Annotated in this window: 15 protein-coding genes; 2 read left to right on the forward strand and 13 right to left on the reverse strand. The window is 71.2% G+C overall.

The genetic code is table 11. The features are described from left to right. Positions 1-270: 270 nt before the first annotated feature. Genes IE252_RS33975 through IE252_RS34020 form a run of 10 tightly spaced genes read right to left on the reverse strand, consistent with a single transcriptional unit; the run spans position 271 to position 13,163 of the window. Complete coding sequence (locus tag IE252_RS33975; protein ID WP_190093301.1) at positions 271-1,185, reverse strand: replication-relaxation family protein; 915 nt, start codon at positions 1,183-1,185, stop codon at positions 271-273. After that, positions 1,182-3,800, reverse strand: a complete 2,619-nt coding sequence (locus IE252_RS33980) for an ATP/GTP-binding protein (protein WP_190093302.1) — start codon at positions 3,798-3,800, stop codon at positions 1,182-1,184. The genes IE252_RS33975 and IE252_RS33980 overlap by 4 nt, the downstream gene beginning before the upstream one ends. Beyond that, entirely contained in the window at positions 3,776-4,417 is a 642-nt protein-coding gene (locus tag IE252_RS33985; protein WP_190093303.1) for a hypothetical protein, read from the reverse strand. The genes IE252_RS33980 and IE252_RS33985 overlap by 25 nt, the downstream gene beginning before the upstream one ends. Next, entirely contained in the window at positions 4,414-5,523 is a 1,110-nt protein-coding gene (locus tag IE252_RS33990) for a C40 family peptidase (RefSeq protein WP_229848961.1), read from the reverse strand. Before IE252_RS33990 ends, IE252_RS33985 begins: the two co-directional genes overlap by 4 nt. 38 nt (positions 5,524-5,561) lie before the next feature. After that, the gene (locus IE252_RS33995) at positions 5,562-8,294 is read right to left on the reverse strand and encodes a hypothetical protein (RefSeq protein ID WP_190093304.1); all 2,733 of its coding nucleotides are present in this window, start codon (positions 8,292-8,294) and stop codon (positions 5,562-5,564) included. 1 nt (position 8,295) lies between these two features. Beyond that, positions 8,296-8,634: a hypothetical protein gene (locus tag IE252_RS34000; RefSeq protein ID WP_190093305.1), complete on the reverse strand. Its 339-nt coding sequence runs from the start codon at positions 8,632-8,634 to the stop codon at positions 8,296-8,298. After that, a complete protein-coding gene (locus IE252_RS34005) occupies positions 8,634-11,324 on the reverse strand; it encodes an ATP-binding protein (protein ID WP_190093306.1) in 2,691 nt (896 codons plus the stop codon). Before IE252_RS34005 ends, IE252_RS34000 begins: the two co-directional genes overlap by 1 nt. Continuing rightward, a complete protein-coding gene (locus IE252_RS34010; protein WP_190093307.1) occupies positions 11,321-11,893 on the reverse strand; it encodes a hypothetical protein in 573 nt (190 codons plus the stop codon). Before IE252_RS34010 ends, IE252_RS34005 begins: the two co-directional genes overlap by 4 nt. Next, positions 11,890-12,231 (reverse strand): hypothetical protein, encoded by a 342-nt coding sequence (locus IE252_RS34015; protein ID WP_190093308.1) that lies wholly within the window; start codon positions 12,229-12,231, stop codon positions 11,890-11,892. The genes IE252_RS34010 and IE252_RS34015 overlap by 4 nt, the downstream gene beginning before the upstream one ends. Beyond that, the gene (locus IE252_RS34020) at positions 12,228-13,163 is read right to left on the reverse strand and encodes a conjugal transfer protein (RefSeq protein ID WP_190093309.1); all 936 of its coding nucleotides are present in this window, start codon (positions 13,161-13,163) and stop codon (positions 12,228-12,230) included. The genes IE252_RS34015 and IE252_RS34020 overlap by 4 nt, the downstream gene beginning before the upstream one ends. A 726-nt stretch (positions 13,164-13,889) precedes the next feature. On the opposite strand from IE252_RS34020, the gene IE252_RS34025 reads away from it, so the two are divergent. After that, entirely contained in the window at positions 13,890-15,290 is a 1,401-nt protein-coding gene (locus IE252_RS34025) for a hypothetical protein (protein ID WP_373298662.1), read from the forward strand. After that, positions 15,287-16,798 (forward strand): hypothetical protein, encoded by a 1,512-nt coding sequence (locus IE252_RS43515; RefSeq protein ID WP_229848962.1) that lies wholly within the window; start codon positions 15,287-15,289, stop codon positions 16,796-16,798. Before IE252_RS34025 ends, IE252_RS43515 begins: the two co-directional genes overlap by 4 nt. A gap of 193 nt (positions 16,799-16,991) precedes the next feature. Here the strand turns inward: IE252_RS43515 and IE252_RS34035 are convergent, their stop codons facing one another. The 3 genes from IE252_RS34035 to IE252_RS34045 all read right to left on the reverse strand — a co-directional run bounded on the left by IE252_RS34035 (position 16,992) and on the right by IE252_RS34045 (position 19,255). Further along, entirely contained in the window at positions 16,992-17,897 is a 906-nt protein-coding gene (locus IE252_RS34035; RefSeq protein ID WP_190093311.1) for a helix-turn-helix transcriptional regulator, read from the reverse strand. 106 nt (positions 17,898-18,003) lie between these two features. Continuing rightward, positions 18,004-18,357, reverse strand: a complete 354-nt coding sequence (locus tag IE252_RS34040) for a hypothetical protein (protein WP_190093312.1) — start codon at positions 18,355-18,357, stop codon at positions 18,004-18,006. A 484-nt stretch (positions 18,358-18,841) separates the two neighbouring features. Beyond that, on the reverse strand, positions 18,842-19,255 hold the full coding sequence (locus tag IE252_RS34045) for a DUF6221 family protein (RefSeq protein ID WP_190093313.1): 414 nt from the start codon (positions 19,253-19,255) through the stop codon (positions 18,842-18,844). Between the last annotated feature and the right edge of the window lie 15 nt (positions 19,256-19,270).

Here is a 19,270-nt window from a genome sequence, read left to right on the forward strand (position 1 = left end):
TCCGTTGGCCTGCAACCGCGGCCCGTTCCAGCCAAGGCGGTCCGTTTGCGTGACCGCAAGATTACGCATATGCCAGCCCCATTCCCAGCTTGATATTGGAGTCCCCTTGTACAACTCGGGACGTATCTGGTCACTTTCGCCATTGGATGTCGATTTGTAGCTCTGTGTTTTTTGCTGGTGCCGGGTCGAATCGACCGTGCACGTCCGCTGTGCGCACGAACGAGATACCGACGCGTCGGTTCTTCGGGCTGGTGACGCCGACGATGGGTGTCACAGCTCGGTCCACGGCCGCGAACCACCGCCCGTCAGTGGCACCCAGACCTCACTCGTGGGCCCCCGCTCTTCGAGGTCGTCCAGGACTGCGGCGCCCATCGGCACCTGCCGGGCCAGCGTGCCCACGAACGGGTGCTGGGCGACCATGGCCTGCAGGTCACTGATCCGGTGGTCCAGGACGTACCGGGAGGCGCCGGTCAGCACGAACAACACCCTTGGGAACACGGGGTACCAGCGCAGCCATACCGCCCCGAGAGCGGCTGGCTGCCGTGAGCGGGGCCGGCCGACGGGCTGCGGCTCGTACGACCACAGCCGCGCGTACTCGATCAGCTTGGAGGCGAGCCGTTCGCTGCCCATGGTCGCCCGGTCGACCTCGACGAACGCCCGCAGCTTGGTGCGCTCATCACCCTCGACGAGGGTGTAGTGCATGACCGCGTCCGCGATGACCCGCTCGCCGTCGCTGAGGGGGTGGGCGACCTCCGGTGTCCAGTCCAGGTGGCCGTGCTCGTCGCCCCGCTGGCGTGCGTCGGCGACGAACGCGAGGTGAGTGCGGACCACGGTCAGGGTGTGCGGCGTCTTGAGGGAGGCCGCTGTGGTTGAGCTGATCGGGTACGCGGGACGGCCGCGCAGGGCGGGGAAGTCCCGGGTCAGCCGGGCACCTTCGCTCGTCAGGTACCAGGCGCGGGACCGGTTGGACTGCGGCAGCACGGTGTAGTCCACGAGGCCGTCGCGGCGCAGTTTGTTCAGCGGCGCGGAGACGGTCTGCCGTGCTGTGCCGGGCCGCAGCAGTTCGTGGAGCTGATGCGTGGTGGCCATCCGGTGCTGGCCGAGCACGGCCAGGAGCTGATGCGGCAGCGGTTCGACCGGGCTGGGCGTATGGGCGGAGGGCCTGGTCTCGAAGGCGGTGGTCACTTGTAGCCCTTCTTCTGTAGATGGACGGCTGACGTGGTGGAGGAGTGCTGGGTGAGGAAGTTGCTGACGCGGGTGAGCTGGTTTTCAGCCCGGTCGGTGAGCTGGCCCAGCGGGGCGGCGCCTGCCGTGGCTCGGGCGGCGCGCTCCAGTGCCGCGGCCTGGCCTGGGCGGGCGTAGTCGGCGAACACCTCGTCGAGGTGGGGGCCGGTGATCCGGACGGGACCGACACGGCGGCCCTCCACGGTCAGCGACATGTAGTGATCGAAGCGGTCCAGGGCGGCCACGACGTCCGGGCCGGGGCGGTCGCCCCACTCCGCGGTGATCGGGGCGATGGCGGACTGCGAGCCAGCGGTCGACGCCAAGCTCGAGGCGTTTTGCACCAGCGACAGCTTCACCGGCATGGGAAGGCGGCCCAGCAGCTGGGTCATCCCGTGGACGTGAACACGGTATTTGCGGAAGTCCTCGAACATCTCGGCGATCGTCTCGGGGGCCGCGCCGGTGAGGGTGATCAGTTCGTCGAAGTAGGGACGGAACGGCACCCGCTGCTCTTCGGGGGTGTCGCGGCGCGAGCGGACGGCCCGCAGCAGGTCCCGGGCCAGCAGCGCGGTGATCAGCCGGTCGGTGGGCCCGTTGCCGCCCGGGCACACCCACACGATCATCCGTGAGTCCATCGCGGCCCGGATGTTGTAGGCGCCGGCGGGCTGTCCGAGGAAGGCCCGGGTGACGGGGTTGGCAGCGAGGCGGGCGATCGGGTTGAGGACGACGGCGAACGCGTCGGTGGGCAGCGTCGGGAACACTGTCCGCCACCACGAGCGGGTCTCCTCGTCCAGGCGTGTCTCGACCGCGGTGAGCGCCGTCGTACGAAAGACCGGGTCGGTCAGCAAAGGCCGCAGGTGAAAGACCGTGGCCTGGTCTTGTGGCCGCCCGGTCTGGCAGGCGGCCTCGTTGACGGCCACCAGCACCGCAAGCGCCGCGGTGAAGATGGTCAGCGCGCGGGGTGCGGTGGCGTCGTCCCAGCCGAGGACGGAGGCGTAGGCGTCGGTGGTTGCCTCGACGACTTCGTGCGCGACCTGGCCCTGGTGCATGCCGATCGGGTTCCAGCAACTGAGCTGCGGAGTAGGCCCGTGGGCGTTGAGGTCGATGAGCGCGATCCGTTCCATCAGGTGGTCGTGGGCGAGGAACGGCAGGGCACGCGGCCACGAGTCGCGGTGCGGGTCGACGAACATCAGCCCGCCGCCGGCATGCGCCCAGCCGATCGCCTGGGCGAGGGCGCGCTCGGTCTTGCCGCCGCCCGCCTTGCCCACCCCGACCTCGAACAGCGTCTCTTTGGCGTAGGTGGCGACCAGGCGTCGGCGGCCGTCCGGGCTGCGGTAGATCCCCTGCAGCAACAGCTCGGGATCCCCGTGCGTGAACGTCGGCAGGTCGCTGGCAAGCAGGGGCAGACGGCAGTGTGCCGTGGGCGGCTTGAGCAGGCCGGTCAGCTCTTCCAGGCGGGCCCAGTTCGGACGGGGTGGCTGGCATTGCCCCAGAGTCCAGCGGCGTTCGAAGCCGCGGCGGCTGGGCCAGCGGTCCGCCCCGATCCGCCAGGGGCCTACCCGCCAGCCTCGCATCGCCCAGCGCGAACCGCCGCCGAATACATCCAGGGCGGCCTGGAGTTGCGCGAGCCTGGCCTGGGCGCGGCCCTCGGTGTTCGACGCGCACATCACCAGCAGCTGCACCCGTACCAGGTGGTCGTCCTCGGCGAGTTTGCCCAGTGCCTCCTGCGGGTCCACCCGGCGTGGGACGGGCGGCATGACCAGTCGGCGTCCGCCTCCGCCCTTGCCGGTTGCCAGTTGCTGCAGTTGCCAGGTAAGCGAGTCCTCGATGCCGGTGGCGTCCTGCCGTACCCACCGGGCGGCGCGCTGGGCCTCTTGTCGCTCCGCGCGACGTGCGTTGCTCATCAGCTGCAGACGGCGCGCCCGCAGTTCCCACTTGGGGGCGCGTTGGATGTCGAGCCGGATCTCGGCGAGATCCCCCAGCTCGGCCCTCAGGTCCGAGACGGCGTCGACCAGCGGCTGCAAAGGGTCCGGGTCCAACGGGACCTCACGCAGGGGTGCGGTCGGCTTGCCCCGGAGGATGAACTCCGCCCGCACCACGTGGGTGCGGGGCTTGTCGGCGAGGGGACGAGCCCGGTTCACGGTGACGGCCGGGCCGAACGGCGTGATCGACAACAGGCGCTCGCCGCCTGCCGGTCCTTCGATGCGGTAGCGCAGCGGGCTGGAGCCGTCGGCGCGCAGTCTGACCTGCACCGCCTTCGACCGGCGCGGCGCCCACCACGGCATGCTCGTCGAGGCCCGGGCGAGCTGAACACCCCGGCGGAAGATCTCCTCCAGACCAGGGTCGAAGTGCCGCGACGGTACGAGCTCCAGTGCCATGCGTTCGGCCGAGGCCTTCCGTGCCAGGCGGCGTACCACTGCCTCGCCCCCGGCCCAGACCGCGACGGCGGCCAGAGCCGCCGCCCACCAGTAGGTGATCACCCAGCCGACGGCGTGAACGATGCCGAGGACGAGGCCGAGCAACTGCCCGGATGCCGATGCGGAGCTCTGCCCGGTCACGAACGGGGCTGCGGAGTCCACGTGGACGCCTCCTTCTGTGTGGTGCTACGGGCGAAGTGCCAGTCGGTAATGCGGCCGTCGGTGAAGGTGCCGCCGCGGTCGGTGCCGGCCCACACCAGGTGCACTACCGCCTTGTCCGGGCTGCCATCGCGACGGGCGATCACAGCCTGGATCCGGAATCGGGAGGTGGCGAACGCTGGCGCGAGGCCCTGCGAGGCGGGGAAAAGCGCGGGCCAATGCGCGCGGCCGATCCCGGTGGCGTCGGCGCGCAGGAGGTCGCGTCCTGCGGCCAGCAGTTCGCGTGCGTCGCCGTCGGGAAGATCGGAGGGCCACGCGGCCTCCAACGCCCGTTGGACGGCCGTGTCGCCGGCGGTGCCTTCGCCGTGCGGCGGCAGTGCGGACTCATCGGCCGCCGGTGTCAACGGGGTGGGCGTCGAAGCCGGCGCACCGCGGGCCGGCGCGTCAGCGGTCGGAGAAGAGGCATGAGGTGACGGATCTGTGGTGGCGGAAGCAGCCGGGGATGCCGCCGGTGCCAGTGGCTGCTGACCCTGAGGAAGGCCGAGGAGGGCGACGCCGGCGACGGCGAGCAGGGCTGTGCTCAGCACCAGCAGACGAGGGGAACGCGGTGTGGTGGTCACAGCAGCCGGGCACCTCCCGCGTAGCCGGACATGGCGGTGACGGCGTCGAGGCGCACCACGGTCCCGGGGCGGGCGGCGTTGACCATCTGCCCGCCGCCCACATAGATCCCGACGTGGTAGATCGTCGCGTCGCGGCCGGGAGCGAAGGCGTAGAAGACCAGGTCCCCGGGGCGCAGAGCGCTGGTGCCCAGGCTTACGGAGATCCGCTTGCCCACCCCGGCCTGCTCGGCTGCGGTTCGCGGCAGGCGCACCCCGGCCCTGGCATAGGCATACATGGTGAGCCCGGAACAGTCGAAGCCCTTGATGCTGGTGCCGCTCTTGCCACTGGGGGTGCAGCAGATCCCGTAGGTGGGGCCGCCAGCATCGCCGCCGCCCCAGGAGTACGGCACCCCCTTCTGGGCGAGTGCGGCCTCGATGACGGTGCGGACCGTGCCGGTCAAGTGGTTCGTCGCCGGTCCGGTGGCGGCCGCCGTGTACTGCTCGATCCAGCCCAGCACCTCCGCCACGTACGCGGTCGAGTGGTTGTACTGCAAGATTGCCGCTTGGAGTTGTGAACGCTGCGTGAGATCGCGCCCGTCGCCACACAGATAGAGCGCGGCACCGAGGGCGGCGTCGTCTGCGTTGTGCGGATCGGCCGTCCCGTCGTCATTGGCGTCCTTGCCTGTCGACTCCCAGGTGGAGGGCAGGAACTGGAAGGGCCCGACGGCGCGCTCGCCGCCTGCGGTGCCATCCCACCTGCCGCCATCGGTATCGGGAACGGGGGTGGTGTTGCCGCCCTGGCCGGAGCCGTTGAGGAGTACCCCGTAGATCTTCGGGCGGATGTCGCCGTTGTCGGCGATGGTCCGGCCGATGGCGTGGTTGGACTCGATCTTGGCGATCCCGGCGAGGACGGGCCAGCGCATGCCCTGACACTTCGGCGCGTCCTTCCCGACCTGCTGGACGGCCGTCTTGTAGGCGGTCAGCATCCGGGGAGGGATGTCGGCGGCGCTGCCCCCTTCGGTGATCCCGCCGTCGTCCTGCGCACCCGTCCTCAGCGCGACGTAGGCGCTGAGCGCGTGTCCCGTCGGTACGGCACAGCACACTGCGGCGAACATCAGCAGCGCCACCAGGCATCCCCACCGCCGGACGCGGCGTCCAGAATGTGTCACTCCTGCTCACCGCCCTTGTTCCGTCGGCGGGCCTGTTGCTGGCGCAGGCGTTCGGCTTCGGGTGCGGTCCTGCGCATCAGCTCCTGCATCCGGGCCCGTGCTTCTTGGCGCGCCTGGTTGCGGGCGTTCCCGCCGCCGGGAAGGACGGCCTGGTGGAGATCGGGGCGAGAGCGGGGCCCAAGACTGTCCGGGCGTGACGGCTGTGCCGGGGGCGCGGTTGTAGAAGGGGCACCCGCTGCTTGGGTTGTTCGTCCGGCGGGGGCTGGATGCCCTGCCGGACGGCCGGAGGGCGCTGGCCGCGCCGGGGTTACCGGGCGGGGGGTGACGGTCGATGTGCCTGCGGTGGGCAGGCGGCGGCTGGGGAACGGGCCGGGGCCGCCGCGGTCGGTGTTCTCCCGCACGACAGTGGAGGCGTGCCGTGCGGTGTCGTGCCAGGCGCGGCCGTCCTCGCGCACGGTGTTGCCCCACACCCGCACTTGCTGGCGGGCGTCCTGGGTGTAGCGGGAGGCAGCGGTGTCGCCCGCGCGGGTGCGGCGGACGTTGGCCGGGAGCCCGACGGTGGCCCCGTACGCGGTCCGCCCGCCACGGTGCAGGATGCGGTATCCGCGGTAGCGGATGAGCCGGTTGTGGGCCCGGGTGGAGAGCAGGGTGCGGTCGGTGTGCTGGTCGTGCAGCACCTTGTCGCTGTTGCGGTCGATGATCTGGCCGTCGGCGTCGCGGTAGCGGTCCGGTGGCCCACCTGGCCTACGCGGACCGGTGCCGCCAGAACCATCGCTCCCGCCACCCGACGGTCCGCCACTGTTCGTGTCCCCGTCTGCGGTGGGTTTGCGCCACTTGGCCAGCTGCTCCTTGTCCGGCCTGCGTCCGATCAGCAGCCAGTGCCCGCCCCTGACGCCGAGCCGCGCGCCCAGCCCGCCGATGGCGGCGGCCGCGGTGAGGGGGGCGAGTCCGCGTCCGGCTTCGGCACTGGCATCGGCCAGCACGGCGCTGGTGTCCACCGGCATCCCCGTACCGTCGGCCAGGGAGCCCAGCGCACCCAGCAGGCGCTGGCGGGTGCCGAGCATCCCGTACCGGCCGCCGGTGCCGGTGAACAGGCGCAGCCCGCCGCCGTAACCGCCCAGCGCTGCCGGGGAGTTCATGGCGAGCGCGGCACCGAGTTCGGAGGTGTCGCCGGGCAGGTGGGTGCCGCCGATCTTGGCGTAGCGCATCCGCATCGCCATCCGGCGCCCGAAGGAGGAGATGGACGCGAGCAAGCGGCGGTGCCCGGCTGCACCGGCCATGGCCAGGACATCGATGAGCAGGATCCGCTCCACCATCAGGTCCGGGCCATTGGTGACGGTGGCATCGACGGCGATCCCGAAGAACGGGATGAACGCACAGATGCCGACGACGGCCAGGACCGCGATGCCCCACAGGGAGAGCCACTTCCAGACGCTCTGCCGCGGGGGTCCTGGCAGCATGGCGGCAACGAACGTGACGCCGCCGACGGCCGCTGCGGCCGCGCAGATGCCCTGAGTGCCGAGCAGCACGACCGCACTGGAGAGCAGCATGCCGCAGACGAACAGTGCGGCAACCAGCAGCAGTCCGGCGCCGCCCACCCGCCACCAGGTGGGCTTTTCCGCGTAAGCCGCGCAGGCCCTGCCGACCGGCCCGGCCTTCTTCAGATCGGCGAGGAACGCCGCGAATTCCTGGTCGTCTTCGCCCAGGACCGGGTGCGGTGAATCCAGCAGGTCACCCGCTGCGGTGAGGGACGGCAAGGCGTCGGCGCTGGGGGCTGCGCCGCCTTGTCCGGCCAGGCAGTACTGCTTGGCCGGGCCCTTGATCAGGCTGCACGGCCCGCCCGGCACATCGTCTTTGGGCTTGTAGCCGCCGCTGACCCACTTCAGGTGCACGGCGTAGGCCTGGCGGTCGGCGGCTTTGCCCGGGTCGAGGATGCGCCCGTACTGCAGCAGCATGTACGGCTTGACGATCAGCGCGTTGGTGAGCGAGTCCTGCAGCGGGCGGGCTACCGCCGCTGCTGCGGTGGACTGGTGGCCCGGCTGGGCGAGGCACGTGCGTTCGGCGTTGCCGGCCATGGCATCGCAGGGGCCGCGGCTGGCGAGTTTGCCACCCCAGTCGTAGGCGGCCATGCTCTGCTGCGCCACTTCCGTGCCGACCTGCTGGGCCTGCCCCAGGGGCCCGGACTGGGCGAGCAGGGTGTCCGGGCGGATGAGTGCCGAGGCAGCGATCGCCCCGATCAGCAGGGTGAGGAAGATTTCACCCAGTCCCCGGCCGACCCGTCCGCGCACCAGCATGAAGGCGGCGAAGACGAACGCCCAGGCCAGCAAGAGCCCTTTCAAACCGAGTGTGTCGACGACGACCTGGTTGTAGGTGTCAGCTGCCTTCTGTGCGGGGTGGGAAAGGATCATGAGTAGCGGAAAGCGGAAGGCCATCTCGACCGCCCACCCGGCCAGGCCTACCAGCAGCCGGATCAGGGTGAACAGGCCGGACAGGGCGAAGGAGAGGGCCTGACTCTTGAAGGCGACGATGGAGCCGCCGGAGGCGTTCAGGTCGTACCCGTCGATGGGTACTCCCTCGGAGGAGGCGATGTTCAGCGGGGCCAGCAGGTCGCCGGTCTCGCCGTTGCTGCTGGCGGCGTATACGACTTGGGTGTTCACCAGGAGAAACGCGCCGGTGAGCAGGACGACGAAACCAGCGGAACGCAGAGCCGCGCGATCGGGACGGAACACGTCAGCGCCGCCTTTGCCTAACGGTGCCGCGCAGCCGCCACACCACGAGAGCACCCAGGCCTGCACTGGCCGGCAGCAGCCTCCAGACCCCGCCGGCCGCGTCATGCTGGCCGGAGGCGGAGCTCGCGGCGCCGCGCTCACAGGACGCCTTGGCCGGGCCCACGATCTGGGTGCAGGGGTGCGCAGCGTCAGCGGCAAAGGCCCATCCGGTGTGCGGCCACCACGCGTCCGGCACGCCCGCCCCCAGGGCGAGCACGACCGCGGCAACCACGACGACGATCACGGTCAGGACGCTCGCGGCGGCTACGCGCCGCGAGTAGTCCCAGGAAGAAGTAGTCATCAGACGTGTTCCCTTTGACGGGTCTGCACGGCTTCACCGGCGAGCGGCTGCGGCACGGAGGGCGGGGCAGCGCCCGTGCGGCGTCCTGGTGTGGTGGTGATGGAGGCGGCGATGCGCGGGATGCGGGGGATGGAGACCTTGATGCGGCCGGTGTTCTGCCGCGGGCAGGTCAGCAGGAACTCGCCCTCCCGGCCCTTCTGGCCGACGGGGGACAGGCCGGTGGTCACCAGCCGCAGCAGTTCGCCGTCGGTCGGGTCGAGGCCGACGAACTCCAGGCCCCGGCGGGCCCGTTCGCGATCCGCGGTGCGGGCGAGAGCCCGGTAGGCCATCAGGCCGCGGTCGGGTCCGAGTTCGAGGGCGTCGTGGGAGGCGCCGAGCAGGCCGGCGCCGTGTTTGCGGCCGTCGTGGAGGATCTCGTGGACCAGGGCCGTGCCTTCGGCGGAGGAGGTGAGCCAGTACAGCTCGTCCAGCACCACCGCGGTGAACCGATCAGGGTCCGCGAAGGCGGTCTGGCGGGCGAGGGCGGCGATCAGGTAGAGCACCGCGCGGCCGATCAGTGCCTCCAGCGGCTGCTGGTGCAGCACCTCGGGCTTGTCGAACGCCGCTTTGGGGGGCAGCGTCAGACCGGCCGTGGTGATCACGATCATGTCGGTGGTGCTCGAGGCGTCCAGCCGTACGGGCGGCAGCGTCGGGTCGAAGACCATCCGCGCGAGCGGGTTGGTGGCGACGACGCGGATCAGCCCGGCGAGGGTGGCGGCCGCGTCCTGCCGCTTGCCGGTCCCGCTCGTGGCCATCTGTTCCAGGACGTCCACGACCTGCTGCATGCAGGGGGTGTCGCTGGCGGCGGCCTGTTCCACGGCGTGGTGCAGGACTTCACCGCTGGTGCTCATGGGGCCGATGCCGAGTTGGAGGGTGAGGTAGGACAGGGCGTAGTGGCGGCCTTCGGGCCCGCCGAAGATTCGCAGCGGGTCGATGGACACCTCGGCTTGGGCGGCGTCGATGATCTGGGCACGGCCGCCGGTGGCGGTGCGGGCGAAGACGGCCCATTCACGCACGGGGGTGCGGTCGATGCAGATCGCGCAGCCGCCGCGCGCCCACACCGCCTCGGCGATCAGCTTCTGCAGCACGGACTTGCCCGCGCCGAGATCGCCGACGATGCCCATCGAGGCGGAGGCGTCGACCTTGGGCGCATCCGCCACGTTGATCATGACGGGGCGGGTGGTACCGCAATCCAGGTCGATGCCGAGGAACACCCCGTTGGGATCACCGACCTCCGCAGCGGTGAAGGCCCCGCCTAGCGCCCAGTCTTCTGAGACCTGGTGCTGGGTGAACTCCCGTACGACACCGGGCCGTACGGTGCCGGGCAGGCCCAGCGTGAACAGGGCCTCCTGCAGGCCGGCGGGGCGCACGGCCCGATAGTCGGCGCCGCCGAGCAGCGCGGCCAGGGCGCGGGCCCGGGCGTCGCACACGGCGGCGGTCGGCCCCCACACCGTCAGCACGGTGACCGACTGCACCTCCACCTCGACCGAGGTGCGGGACAGGCGAGTGTCGAGCTCGCCCAGGTCTCGGGCGGCCTCGGTCAAGGAGGCAGGCATGCCGGTGGGGCGGGCGTCGTACTGGTCGGCTTGGTCGATCAGCTCGTTCTTCTTGCGCCGGACCTGATCGCGGGCCTTCTCCGCAGGCACCAAGGTCAGGTCGACTGTGTAGTCGACCGGGAAGTCGAGCATCTCCAGCTGGGCGAAGAGGTCCGCGGCGTCCTGGCTGACCGTGGGCGGGCACTCGGCCAGCGCCAACTGCGCCTGGTAGCCCACCCCTGTCTCGCACTCGACCTGCAGCCAGCGCCGCCCGAGCGGCGAGCCGGTGTTCACTCGCCACCAGGCCTTGCGGCCCGACCGCGTGAGACGGCCCGCGCTCTTGAGCTCGTCGACGTCATCGAGCTCGGGGTCGATGCCGCCTTCCTGCAGGCGGACCTGCCCGAGGTCGGCGTAGCTGGGGGAGCGCAGCACTCCGTCACGCAGCTGCCCGCCGTACAGCTCACTGGTCTCTGCCTCCGCCAGCAGCGGTTCGGCAAGGCCTCGGTGGAGAGCGTGCTGGATCATCCACACGATCTCCGCCGGGCGGGCCGGGCGGAATGCGATGCCGCCGGCGAGCGCCGCCTCGACCCGCGAGGCCTGCTCGCAGTACGCGCTCACTTCGCGCCGGGTCACCGGCGCCGGGCGCATGCCCAGCACCGGAGCGACCTCTGCCCACGCCGCGCCGAGCGACGCCGACATCTGCAGGCCGCGTGTTTCGGTCTGCAGGGGTACGGCCAGCCACAGGGTGCGGCGGTGCATCTCCTGGTCGTCCAGCAGATCCAGCGTGGCCTCGACGTTCTCCACCCATGGGTGCCGGTCTTCACCCGGTACCGGCTCGGCCGGCTCGATGCCCTCGATCATGCGCAGGGCGATCTCGCCCGGGTCGACCTGGGCGCAGATGCCGTACAGGCGCGGAGCCCCGGACAGCGAGCGCACCAAGTGGGTGATCTTTGCCAGTTGCTCGTCGCGGACGGCGGCGGGCACGTAGGTGCCCTGGACGGTCTCCTCACGACGTCCCTGGGCGTCCGGGCCCGGGTGAAGGCGGTAGATCGCCCACACACTGCCCTGCGTCGACCACACCAGGTGCCCGGCGATGTGGCGGATCGGAACCCTCACTGCGCACCCCCTTGCTGGACGAGCGCGAGCAGCTGCTGCACACCCGACGCCGGCCCCGCTGCTACGGCGAGAGCAGCGGGCTGTGTGCGGCGGGGTGCAAACGAGCGCTCTGCGGCCGGGCGCCGGTGTGGCGCCTGGGCCGGACGACGCTGACCCGCAGGGGAGGGTGCGGTCTGCGCTGCGAGGCCGGGCGCGGCCTCGACGGTGAAGCCGGCGAGAAGCAGGCGGGGAGCGCGGTCGCGGGCGGCCCGCCCGCCGATCCGCCCGCCTCGGGGCTGCCAGCCGAGCAGCACCCAGCCCAAAGCGGCCTGCATCGGCGCGCGGCCCCGGATCTTCGGTCGGCGCACCATCCAGATGACCAGGACCAACCCGATCAGAGGGATGGGCCCCATCCACGACCACCAGCCGATGGTCTTGACCAGGAGGAAGCCGCCGCCGACGGCGACAGCGATCTGCGCGGGCGTGTACGGGCCGAGCGGGATCTTCCAGTCGGCGACCTTGCCCAGTACCCACGGATGGCGGCGGGCGGCGGTGTAGAAGCGGCCCACCCGGACGGCTGCCGCGGTCACAGCCAACCTCCGAAACCCGGCGAGTGGTCACGGGAGACGGGGAGTTCGGACTGGACGACCCCGGGAACGGCCGGCGCGCCCTTGGACGGGTTCTTCACCTCATCGGTGAACATGTTCGCCAGGTCGTTGCGCGCGTTGTACAGACCAAGCGCGATCACCATCAGCAGCAGAGCACCGATCCCCGCCTTGAGGCTGAACCGCTGGATCATGATGACGACGACGAGGCAGATCAGCCCGGCCTGCAGGCCCTTGGTCGCCCATTGCTGGAACATGGTGATCCACGAGTTGCCGAGGTCGTCCAGCTGCCCGGCGAGCACCAGGCCGTGCACGGTGTTCATCGGGCACCCCCGTCCTGGGCAGCCCCGGACTCCAGCGCGGCAACTTCCCACCTGGTTGATCGGGCCTTGAGCGTGAGCCCGTACGCCAGCGGCCACCGGCCGGCCGCGTCCCGGGCTTCCACCCGGACCAGAACACGCACCGTCGTGTCGTCTGCCGCCACCTGTTCCGCAGCCGCAGCCTCCTCGACGGCCAACACCTGCTTTACGGAGACCGACGTGTACGGGGGAGGGGTGACGGCGGTGAGCTTCACGCCGGGAGCGAGGTAGCGGTCGACCTCGCCGGCTCCCGTCAGGTAGGCGGTGAGGAACTCCCCGACGGCGGACGACAGATGCCCCTCGGGGACGGTCATGGCGTACGACGAGGACTTCGGCAGCTCGGCCCGCGCCGGGCCGGCCACCACGCCGGGCGCACCTGTCACCGTGAACGAAGAGCCCGTACGGTCCGACGCCACCGGCACGGCGTAGTACCGCACCGACCCGTTGGGCAACTGCGCAGCCACCGTCACCGCCCACGCACCGTCCGCGCGCTGCGCACTGCGCACCGCCGATACGGACTGGGGCGCCGACTGCGCATCAACCGCCGGGTTGGGCAGATCGACGTCGGGCGCCATCGACTGCACGAGGCGCGCCTGCGCACTCGTCTCGTCGTCCGCACTGCTGCGCAACCAGGCGCTCACGAACACCTGCGCATAGCCGCCCGGGTCGATGGCGGCCGCCGCGGTGCGCACGGCAGTGGACTTGGCCGCGGGGGCTGCCTCGACCGTGGCCGGGATGGAGGCGACGGCGACGCCCAGGGCGATGGGGCCGGCCGCGATGGCGGTCCAGACCGCCACGCGTGAGAAGCGGACGCGGCGGCGCATCGCCTCTAGCCGGGCGCCGGCCGCCATCGGCGCAGCGGCCTCGCTCTGTGAGGCCTGCTTGCCAGGAGACATGGTCAAACTCCCAGGTCAGAACGAATGTTGCTGACCTTGAGGAAACCCGGCGACCCCGACCCGACCACCGACCACGGACCCCCGACCATGGTCACGATGGCGACACGAAGCCCATGGTCGGGGTCATGGTCGGCCCGACCATGGGGCAGCCGCGAGCTGGCGACAGGCCATGGTGTCCGGTGCACGTTCCCCGGACGCGCGACCGCTGTGCGACCACATGCCGCTCGGCCACCAGACCCGAATACCGATGCGCGGACGGAAGCCGACCGAGCCCCGCCAGGAGCCTGCGCACCGGGCCACCCGAACCTGCGCAAGAGAAGAACAGGAACAACAGGGGCGGACTGCGCATCCGCAGAGCTCGGCTGCGCAGAATCCTCGGCTGGCTGCGCAGCCCGACTGCACGACGCCCGTCCGGGGTTGCGCAGCGTGGCTGCGCAACGGCTGAGCGCCTGGGCCGAAGGCGCACGGTCGGCCCGACCATGAGCCCGACCACGGCAGCTAGACGGCTACGTTGCCCGATCGTGACCGATGGTCGGGGCTCGTGGCCGCCAGCATGGTCGGGGCCGGCGGGTGAGCTGACGACATGGAACACACGCACGCCCGCGCCCCCAGGCCCGGCGGCCGCCCCACCCCGGCGGGCCGCGTGCGCTGCCCTGGCCACCGCACGCGGCCCGCTTGGGAGGTACGGCGGTGAGCCGCTTCGGAGCAGGCGTCCGCCGGGGCGTGATGGCGGCTGACCAGTTCACCCAGATCGCCAACGGGCTCTTCCGCGACTCCCGGCTCTCCTACAAGGCGAAGGGGATCTTCGGGTACGTCAGCACGCACAGGAACGGCTGGCAGCTAACGGTCGCCGACCTCACTCGCCTGGGCCCGGACGGACGGGAAGCGGTACGCACCGGCCTGCAGGAACTCGAGGCACACGGCTACCTGATCCGTGAACGTCTGCGCCGCCCGGACGGCACCCTGGGCGAGATCGCCTACTGCATTACCGACCGCCCGGCCTGCTTGGATCTCGCGCTGGCCGAGGCCGACGCGGCGGCCGCGGCCACCGAGGCCGAGCACCCCGGCGGCCTCCCGGCGGGGATCCGCCGAGGTGTGATGGCGGCTGACCAGTTCACCCAGATCGCCAACGGGCTCTTCCGCGACTCCCGGCTCTCCTACAAGGCGAAGGGGATCTTCGGGTACGTCAGCACGCACAGGAACGGCTGGCAGCTAACGGTCGCCGACCTCGCCCGCCGTGGCCGCGACGGTGACTCAGCTGTCAAGAGCGGGCTGAAGGAGCTGGAGAGGCACGGCTTCCTGGTGCGGCAACGCGAGCGCGGCCCCAGCGGCACGCTCGGCGCGGCGGCGTATTTCATCACCGACCTGCCCGCTCTGCAAAGCAGCAGGTCACAACCAGAATCGGGTTTTCCACCAGTGGATGACCCTACGTTGGCTGATCGGTCCACTAAGAAAACCAACAGAAAGAAGACCACCAAGCAGAACACCAGACCCCTCCGTCCGTGCCGCAGCGAAGGGACGCGAACACCGGGACGGACCAACCAACCGGCCACACCGGTACCCCCGTCGGCCGCGTCCGCGGCGGATGAGATGCCCCCAGGGGTCCAGCTGCTGCTCGACCTCGGCGCGGCCCGCCCCGAGCTGCTGCTGACCGGGCAGGCGCTGACCGATCAAGGCCGCGTCGTGACCGTGATGCTGAAGGCCGGCTGGACCGCTCAGCAACTGCGGCACGTCATTGCCGACCGGCCCCTGCCGCACCCGGTACGGAACACGGTCGGAGCAATCATCGCCGCCCGCCTGCGCGCCGCCCAGGCCTACCCACCGCCCGCCAGCGCGGCCGACCACGACCAGCCTCTGTGGGATGACCCGCCGGAGCCGATGAGCGGCCCCGCCGCCGCGCGCACGGTGAGCGAGGCCCTGGCCTACCGGGCCCTCGTCGAATGCGCCGGCTGCGGCGTTCCCGGAACCGCCCCCGGCGAGGACCTCTGCCCAGCCTGTCTCGGCTGGCCGCTCTGCCGCACCTGCCAGGGCCCCACACCCCGCCGCGCCCACCCAGACGGCGACGGCCGCTGCACCACGTGCGCCTTGGCCCTGACAGACCACCACCTGGAAGGAAGCACCTCGTGACGAACAGACCCCACACCCCGCCGCCGACTGCGACCGCGCAACGCGAGCACCCCTTCGCCCGTGATCCTGGGCGGTGGGAGAAGGAACGCTCCCGCGCCGTGCGGACCGGCCACGTCCGCGACCACACCTGCTCGGCCGCCTGCGAGCTCGTCCTCGTCCACGAACACACCCTCTGGGGATGGCTCGCCTGGACCGTCCCCGGCGATGGCACCCCGCCTGAGATCCCCTGCCAGATCGGCGTGCTCACCCCGGCCGCCAGGCGCCTGCAGCGACTGGCCCCACGCTGGCTGACCCGGCGCCCCGCCCAGCGCATCGCCGTGGGCACCCCTCCCGGATCGCTGCGGTTCGCCGCTGCCGCCATCGCCCTCATCAGCCTGCTCGCCGGATTGGTCGCCATTCGTCACGAAGTCCCCCTCGACGTCGCCCTGCCAGCGATGCTCCTTGCCCCGCTGCTCGCCGAGCACCTCCCGGACTGGCTGGATACCCAGGCCCGCGAACACGTCCGCATCGTCGAAGGCGACATCGCCTGCCGCTACCTCCAGCGCCTCACCGTCCTGCAGACCCTTCTCCTCCAGGCCGCCGCTGGCAGCCACCGCTACGAGCTGCACCGCTCGGCCGAGGCCGGCCAGAGCTTGCTGTGGGACGCCGCAGGCCTGCTCCAGACCCGGGACACCTGCTCCGCCTCAGCCGACCTCATCGCCCTCGAACGACTGATGCTCGAACTCGCCCACCAGGTCGCCCAGACCCCCGGGTACACCGCACAGCACGGCGCAGCCGGCGCGAACCAGGTCTGCGACCCCGGCCGGCCCCTGGGCCCGAATCCACCGGGTCCCCGGCCCACGACCGATCCGGCAGCCCGTCGTGTACCGAACCCGCCGCTGCAGAAGGGAACCCTCCCCATGAACCAGCCCGAACCCGGCCCGGCACTCCCCGCCGTGGACGTCTACCTGCTCTTCGCGCACGAGCCCTACTACCCGCCCGACGCCCAGGAGATCAACACCAGTGTCGTGGCCGCATCCTCCCTGCTGCACCCGTGCGTTCGGCAGCCCGACGGCGCCCGCATCCACGACCGCCTCGTCCACGGCCGTCAGCCGGGAGAGATCGTGCCGCTGTCCACGCTCACCCACGAACTCGGCGGAGGCGCTCGCTGGCCTGAGGTCGGAGACTGGGAGGCAGCCATCCAAGATCTGCTGCGGCTTGTCCGTGACCGCGACTGCGACGCCCTCAGCCTGGGGCTGCCAGACATCGCCCGCGCCCTGGTGTGCGCCGGCCCCCACAGCGAGATCCGCGCCGTCGACCCCACGTCCGGGGAACATCGGGCATACGGGCCCGCCGAGCGGATCGAGGTCCTCGCCGTGGTTGGCCGGCATTTGGCCTGGGCGGAAGCAGGATCTCGCCTGTGGCCCGGCAACGGCCTGCTGCCTCCGATCAACCCTGCGGGGTTGCCCGCGGCCTCTGGGCAGGAGCCTCACGCAACCCGCTCAGGACGTACTTCGCGGAGTGGCTGAGGCAGCAGTGGCAGGGGATCCGTAGCGATGGCCGGTTCCGCGAAGCCGTGCGGCTTCGCGGGGGAGTGGTGGCTAGCCGCTCCGTACCGGCCATCGTGCGGTCTCTGGCCCGCCGGGAGTTCGTCGTTCCCTTAAACCAGAGGCCGCGGTCTTACGGTATCCCGTGCCGGGGCACGGGGTGGGGGTGGTGCGGTCAGGATGCCGAGGAGCGGCGCTCGGCAAGTTCCTCGAGGCGGGTGCGCCTCCAGCGCTGCTGGCGCGGGCGGCCTGCGCTGCCGCGCCGGTACTCGAATCCGTCGGGCTGCTCGAGGTCGGGCAGGAGCCCGTGGGCGAGCGCGCTGAACAGACTGTCGGCGTCGCTGTAGCCGAGGATGCGGGCAGCTTCGGCGGCGCCGACCAGGTCCTCGTTCTCGTCCTGATCGGCCGGCGGCAGGACGCCGCGTTCGCGGGCAGCTGCCAGGACGGTGGACCTGCGCCACTTCTTGCGGGCCCCGCCGCGTCGGCCTTCCTCCCGCTGCAGGGTGTCCGGCTCCGGCAGCTGGGGGATGCGCCCCTGGGAGAGGGCGCTGGAGAAGGAGGCGGCGCTGCCGTAGCCGAGGAGGCTGGCGACTTCGGCCGTGCCGAGCAGTTCGTCGGGGTCTCCTTCGACGGGCACGTCGGGCAGGGCGGCGGCGGGGACGGGGCCGCGCCGGCCCTTGCCCGGGCGGCTGGTGGCCCAGGCGACGATCGTGCCGCGGCGCCACATCGGGGTGTCGATGTCTTCGTCGGGCTCGGGGAAGTAGCCGGGCCGGTCGCGGAAGTAGGCGTCGATGGTGGAGGTGCGGGTGTAGCCCAGGAGCGCGGCCACCTCGCGCTTGGTCAGCAGCTCGTCCTGGTCGGCCTCGAGGACCGCAGCGGGCAGGGTGCGCTTCTTCGGGGCGCGCTGGGCGAAGAACGCGGCGACCTCGTGGTGGCGCCAGAACTTCTTGCGGCCCTCGATGTGCGCGACCGCGGGGAATCCGCTGTCCGGGTTGTTGCTCCATTCGCTGATCCGGGACTTGCTCGTGCCGAACTCGGACACGATCTGCGCGGTGTCCACGAGCCGCTCGGCGGGAGACATCTGAGCCCCTTTGGCATGGATCGGGTGGTGCCGGCGCCCGGTCGAGCGCGACAAGTTCGATAATGCCAAAGGTGGTGGTTTCGTGTCCAGCTCAGCGCGAGGCCAGTTACAGAGTTTCCTCGCCGACGAGACTGACCCCATGGAGCGCGGCGCGCTCTTCGAGGTCCGTGTAGGCGATGGCGGCCGGAGTGGCATCCCAGATCGCGAACGCGAGCGCGGAGAGCGCCTCGTCGCGGGTCATGTCCGCCTCCCACCCTGCGCCTGCGGCGGCGCACCGCCGGGCCAGCTCGGCGTCGGACAGGGGTGCGCTCTCCCGGGCAACACCGGTTTGGACATCGGCGAGGCCCGCGCACCAGGCCCGGTGGCCCGCGTGCAGCAACGCGTGCAGCGTGTCCGGGGCGCCCGCGCTCTGGGCCTGGGCAGCCAGGTCGAGCAGCAGGGCCGTGGTGTTTGCCTCCATGGTCATCTCCTTATCTCCACGGTAGCCGCGTCTGCTGCGGCCGGCTGCGCCTGGGGCGCGGTGGGGCTGTTGGCCATAAGTGGTGCAGCCGTCGCGCTCCGATCCGTCGTCCGGGCAGATGACGCCCGGGGCGGGCGTGCCGCAGGTGGTGGCGTGCCGGATCAGGTCGGCGATACGCCAGTCGGGCTGCAGCTGCCCCCGTGCTTGCTCGACTTCCGCGTACAGGCGGGCGAGCCACGGCTGGTGGCCGATGGCGAGCGGTCAGCAGGTCGCGGCGGGAGGCGAACATGCACGGCGCGCAGGAGCAGCGGGAGATACCGGTCCCGTCACCGGCGCCGGGCGCCGAGTCGTACGCCCAGCTGTACGGCACGGTGGAAGAGGGGCACTGCATGTCCGCGCTGCAGACGGCGGCGCCTTCGCGGTCGGGTACAGGGCAGCGGCGGTGGGCAACCTCAGCGGTCGGTCGCCCGCGTCTCTGCCACCCCTACGCCTGTGCCCAGCGATTTTCGTAGGCCGGATGGTTCGAGTACACACCGGCAATTGCCCTCTGTTCTGGGCAATCATCGATGTCCGGGGTGATAGGTCGCTCCGAGATGCCCTCTCCGTAGAAGCCACATCCTTCGCAGCAATTCGGCTCCAGCTTCGCCCATGCGCTTCCCGGGGAGGGGCGTCGGTGCCGTGAGGTGATCTGTCGCTTGGCTGCTGCTTCCCTTCGTTCTCGATCAGTGCTAGCGGTCGCCTCGTCCTCGGTGACCCGCTCCTCGTTGAACAAGTCGATACCAGCTGCCCTCGGCGCATCATCAACAGCAGGAACGTCACCGACGCGGCGGCGGCTCCTGCCCAGCATTTCGGCTGCTTGCTGCGCTGTGATCAAGTCATCCGGCTTGTTAGACATCATCAGACCTCCAAATCG

It is taken from the genome of Streptomyces melanogenes (assembly GCF_014649795.1).
Taxonomy (GTDB): domain Bacteria; phylum Actinomycetota; class Actinomycetes; order Streptomycetales; family Streptomycetaceae; genus Streptomyces; species Streptomyces noboritoensis.

What these genes read in the sequence shown, in the direction of transcription:
- IE252_RS34000 (WP_190093305.1), bottom strand. Translation starts at nt 8,634, where the DNA reads ATGACTACTTCTTCCTGGGACTACTCGCGGCGCGTAGCCGCCGCGAGC.
- IE252_RS34015 (WP_190093308.1), bottom strand. Translation starts at nt 12,231, where the DNA reads ATGAACACCGTGCACGGCCTGGTGCTCGCCGGGCAGCTGGACGACCTC.
- IE252_RS34020 (WP_190093309.1), bottom strand. Translation starts at nt 13,163, where the DNA reads ATGTCTCCTGGCAAGCAGGCCTCACAGAGCGAGGCCGCTGCGCCGATG.
- IE252_RS34025 (WP_373298662.1), top strand. Translation starts at nt 13,890, where the DNA reads ATGGCGGCTGACCAGTTCACCCAGATCGCCAACGGGCTCTTCCGCGAC.
- IE252_RS34035 (WP_190093311.1), bottom strand. Translation starts at nt 17,897, where the DNA reads ATGTCTCCCGCCGAGCGGCTCGTGGACACCGCGCAGATCGTGTCCGAG.
- IE252_RS34040 (WP_190093312.1), bottom strand. Translation starts at nt 18,357, where the DNA reads ATGGAGGCAAACACCACGGCCCTGCTGCTCGACCTGGCTGCCCAGGCC.
- IE252_RS34045 (WP_190093313.1), bottom strand. Translation starts at nt 19,255, where the DNA reads ATGATGTCTAACAAGCCGGATGACTTGATCACAGCGCAGCAAGCAGCC.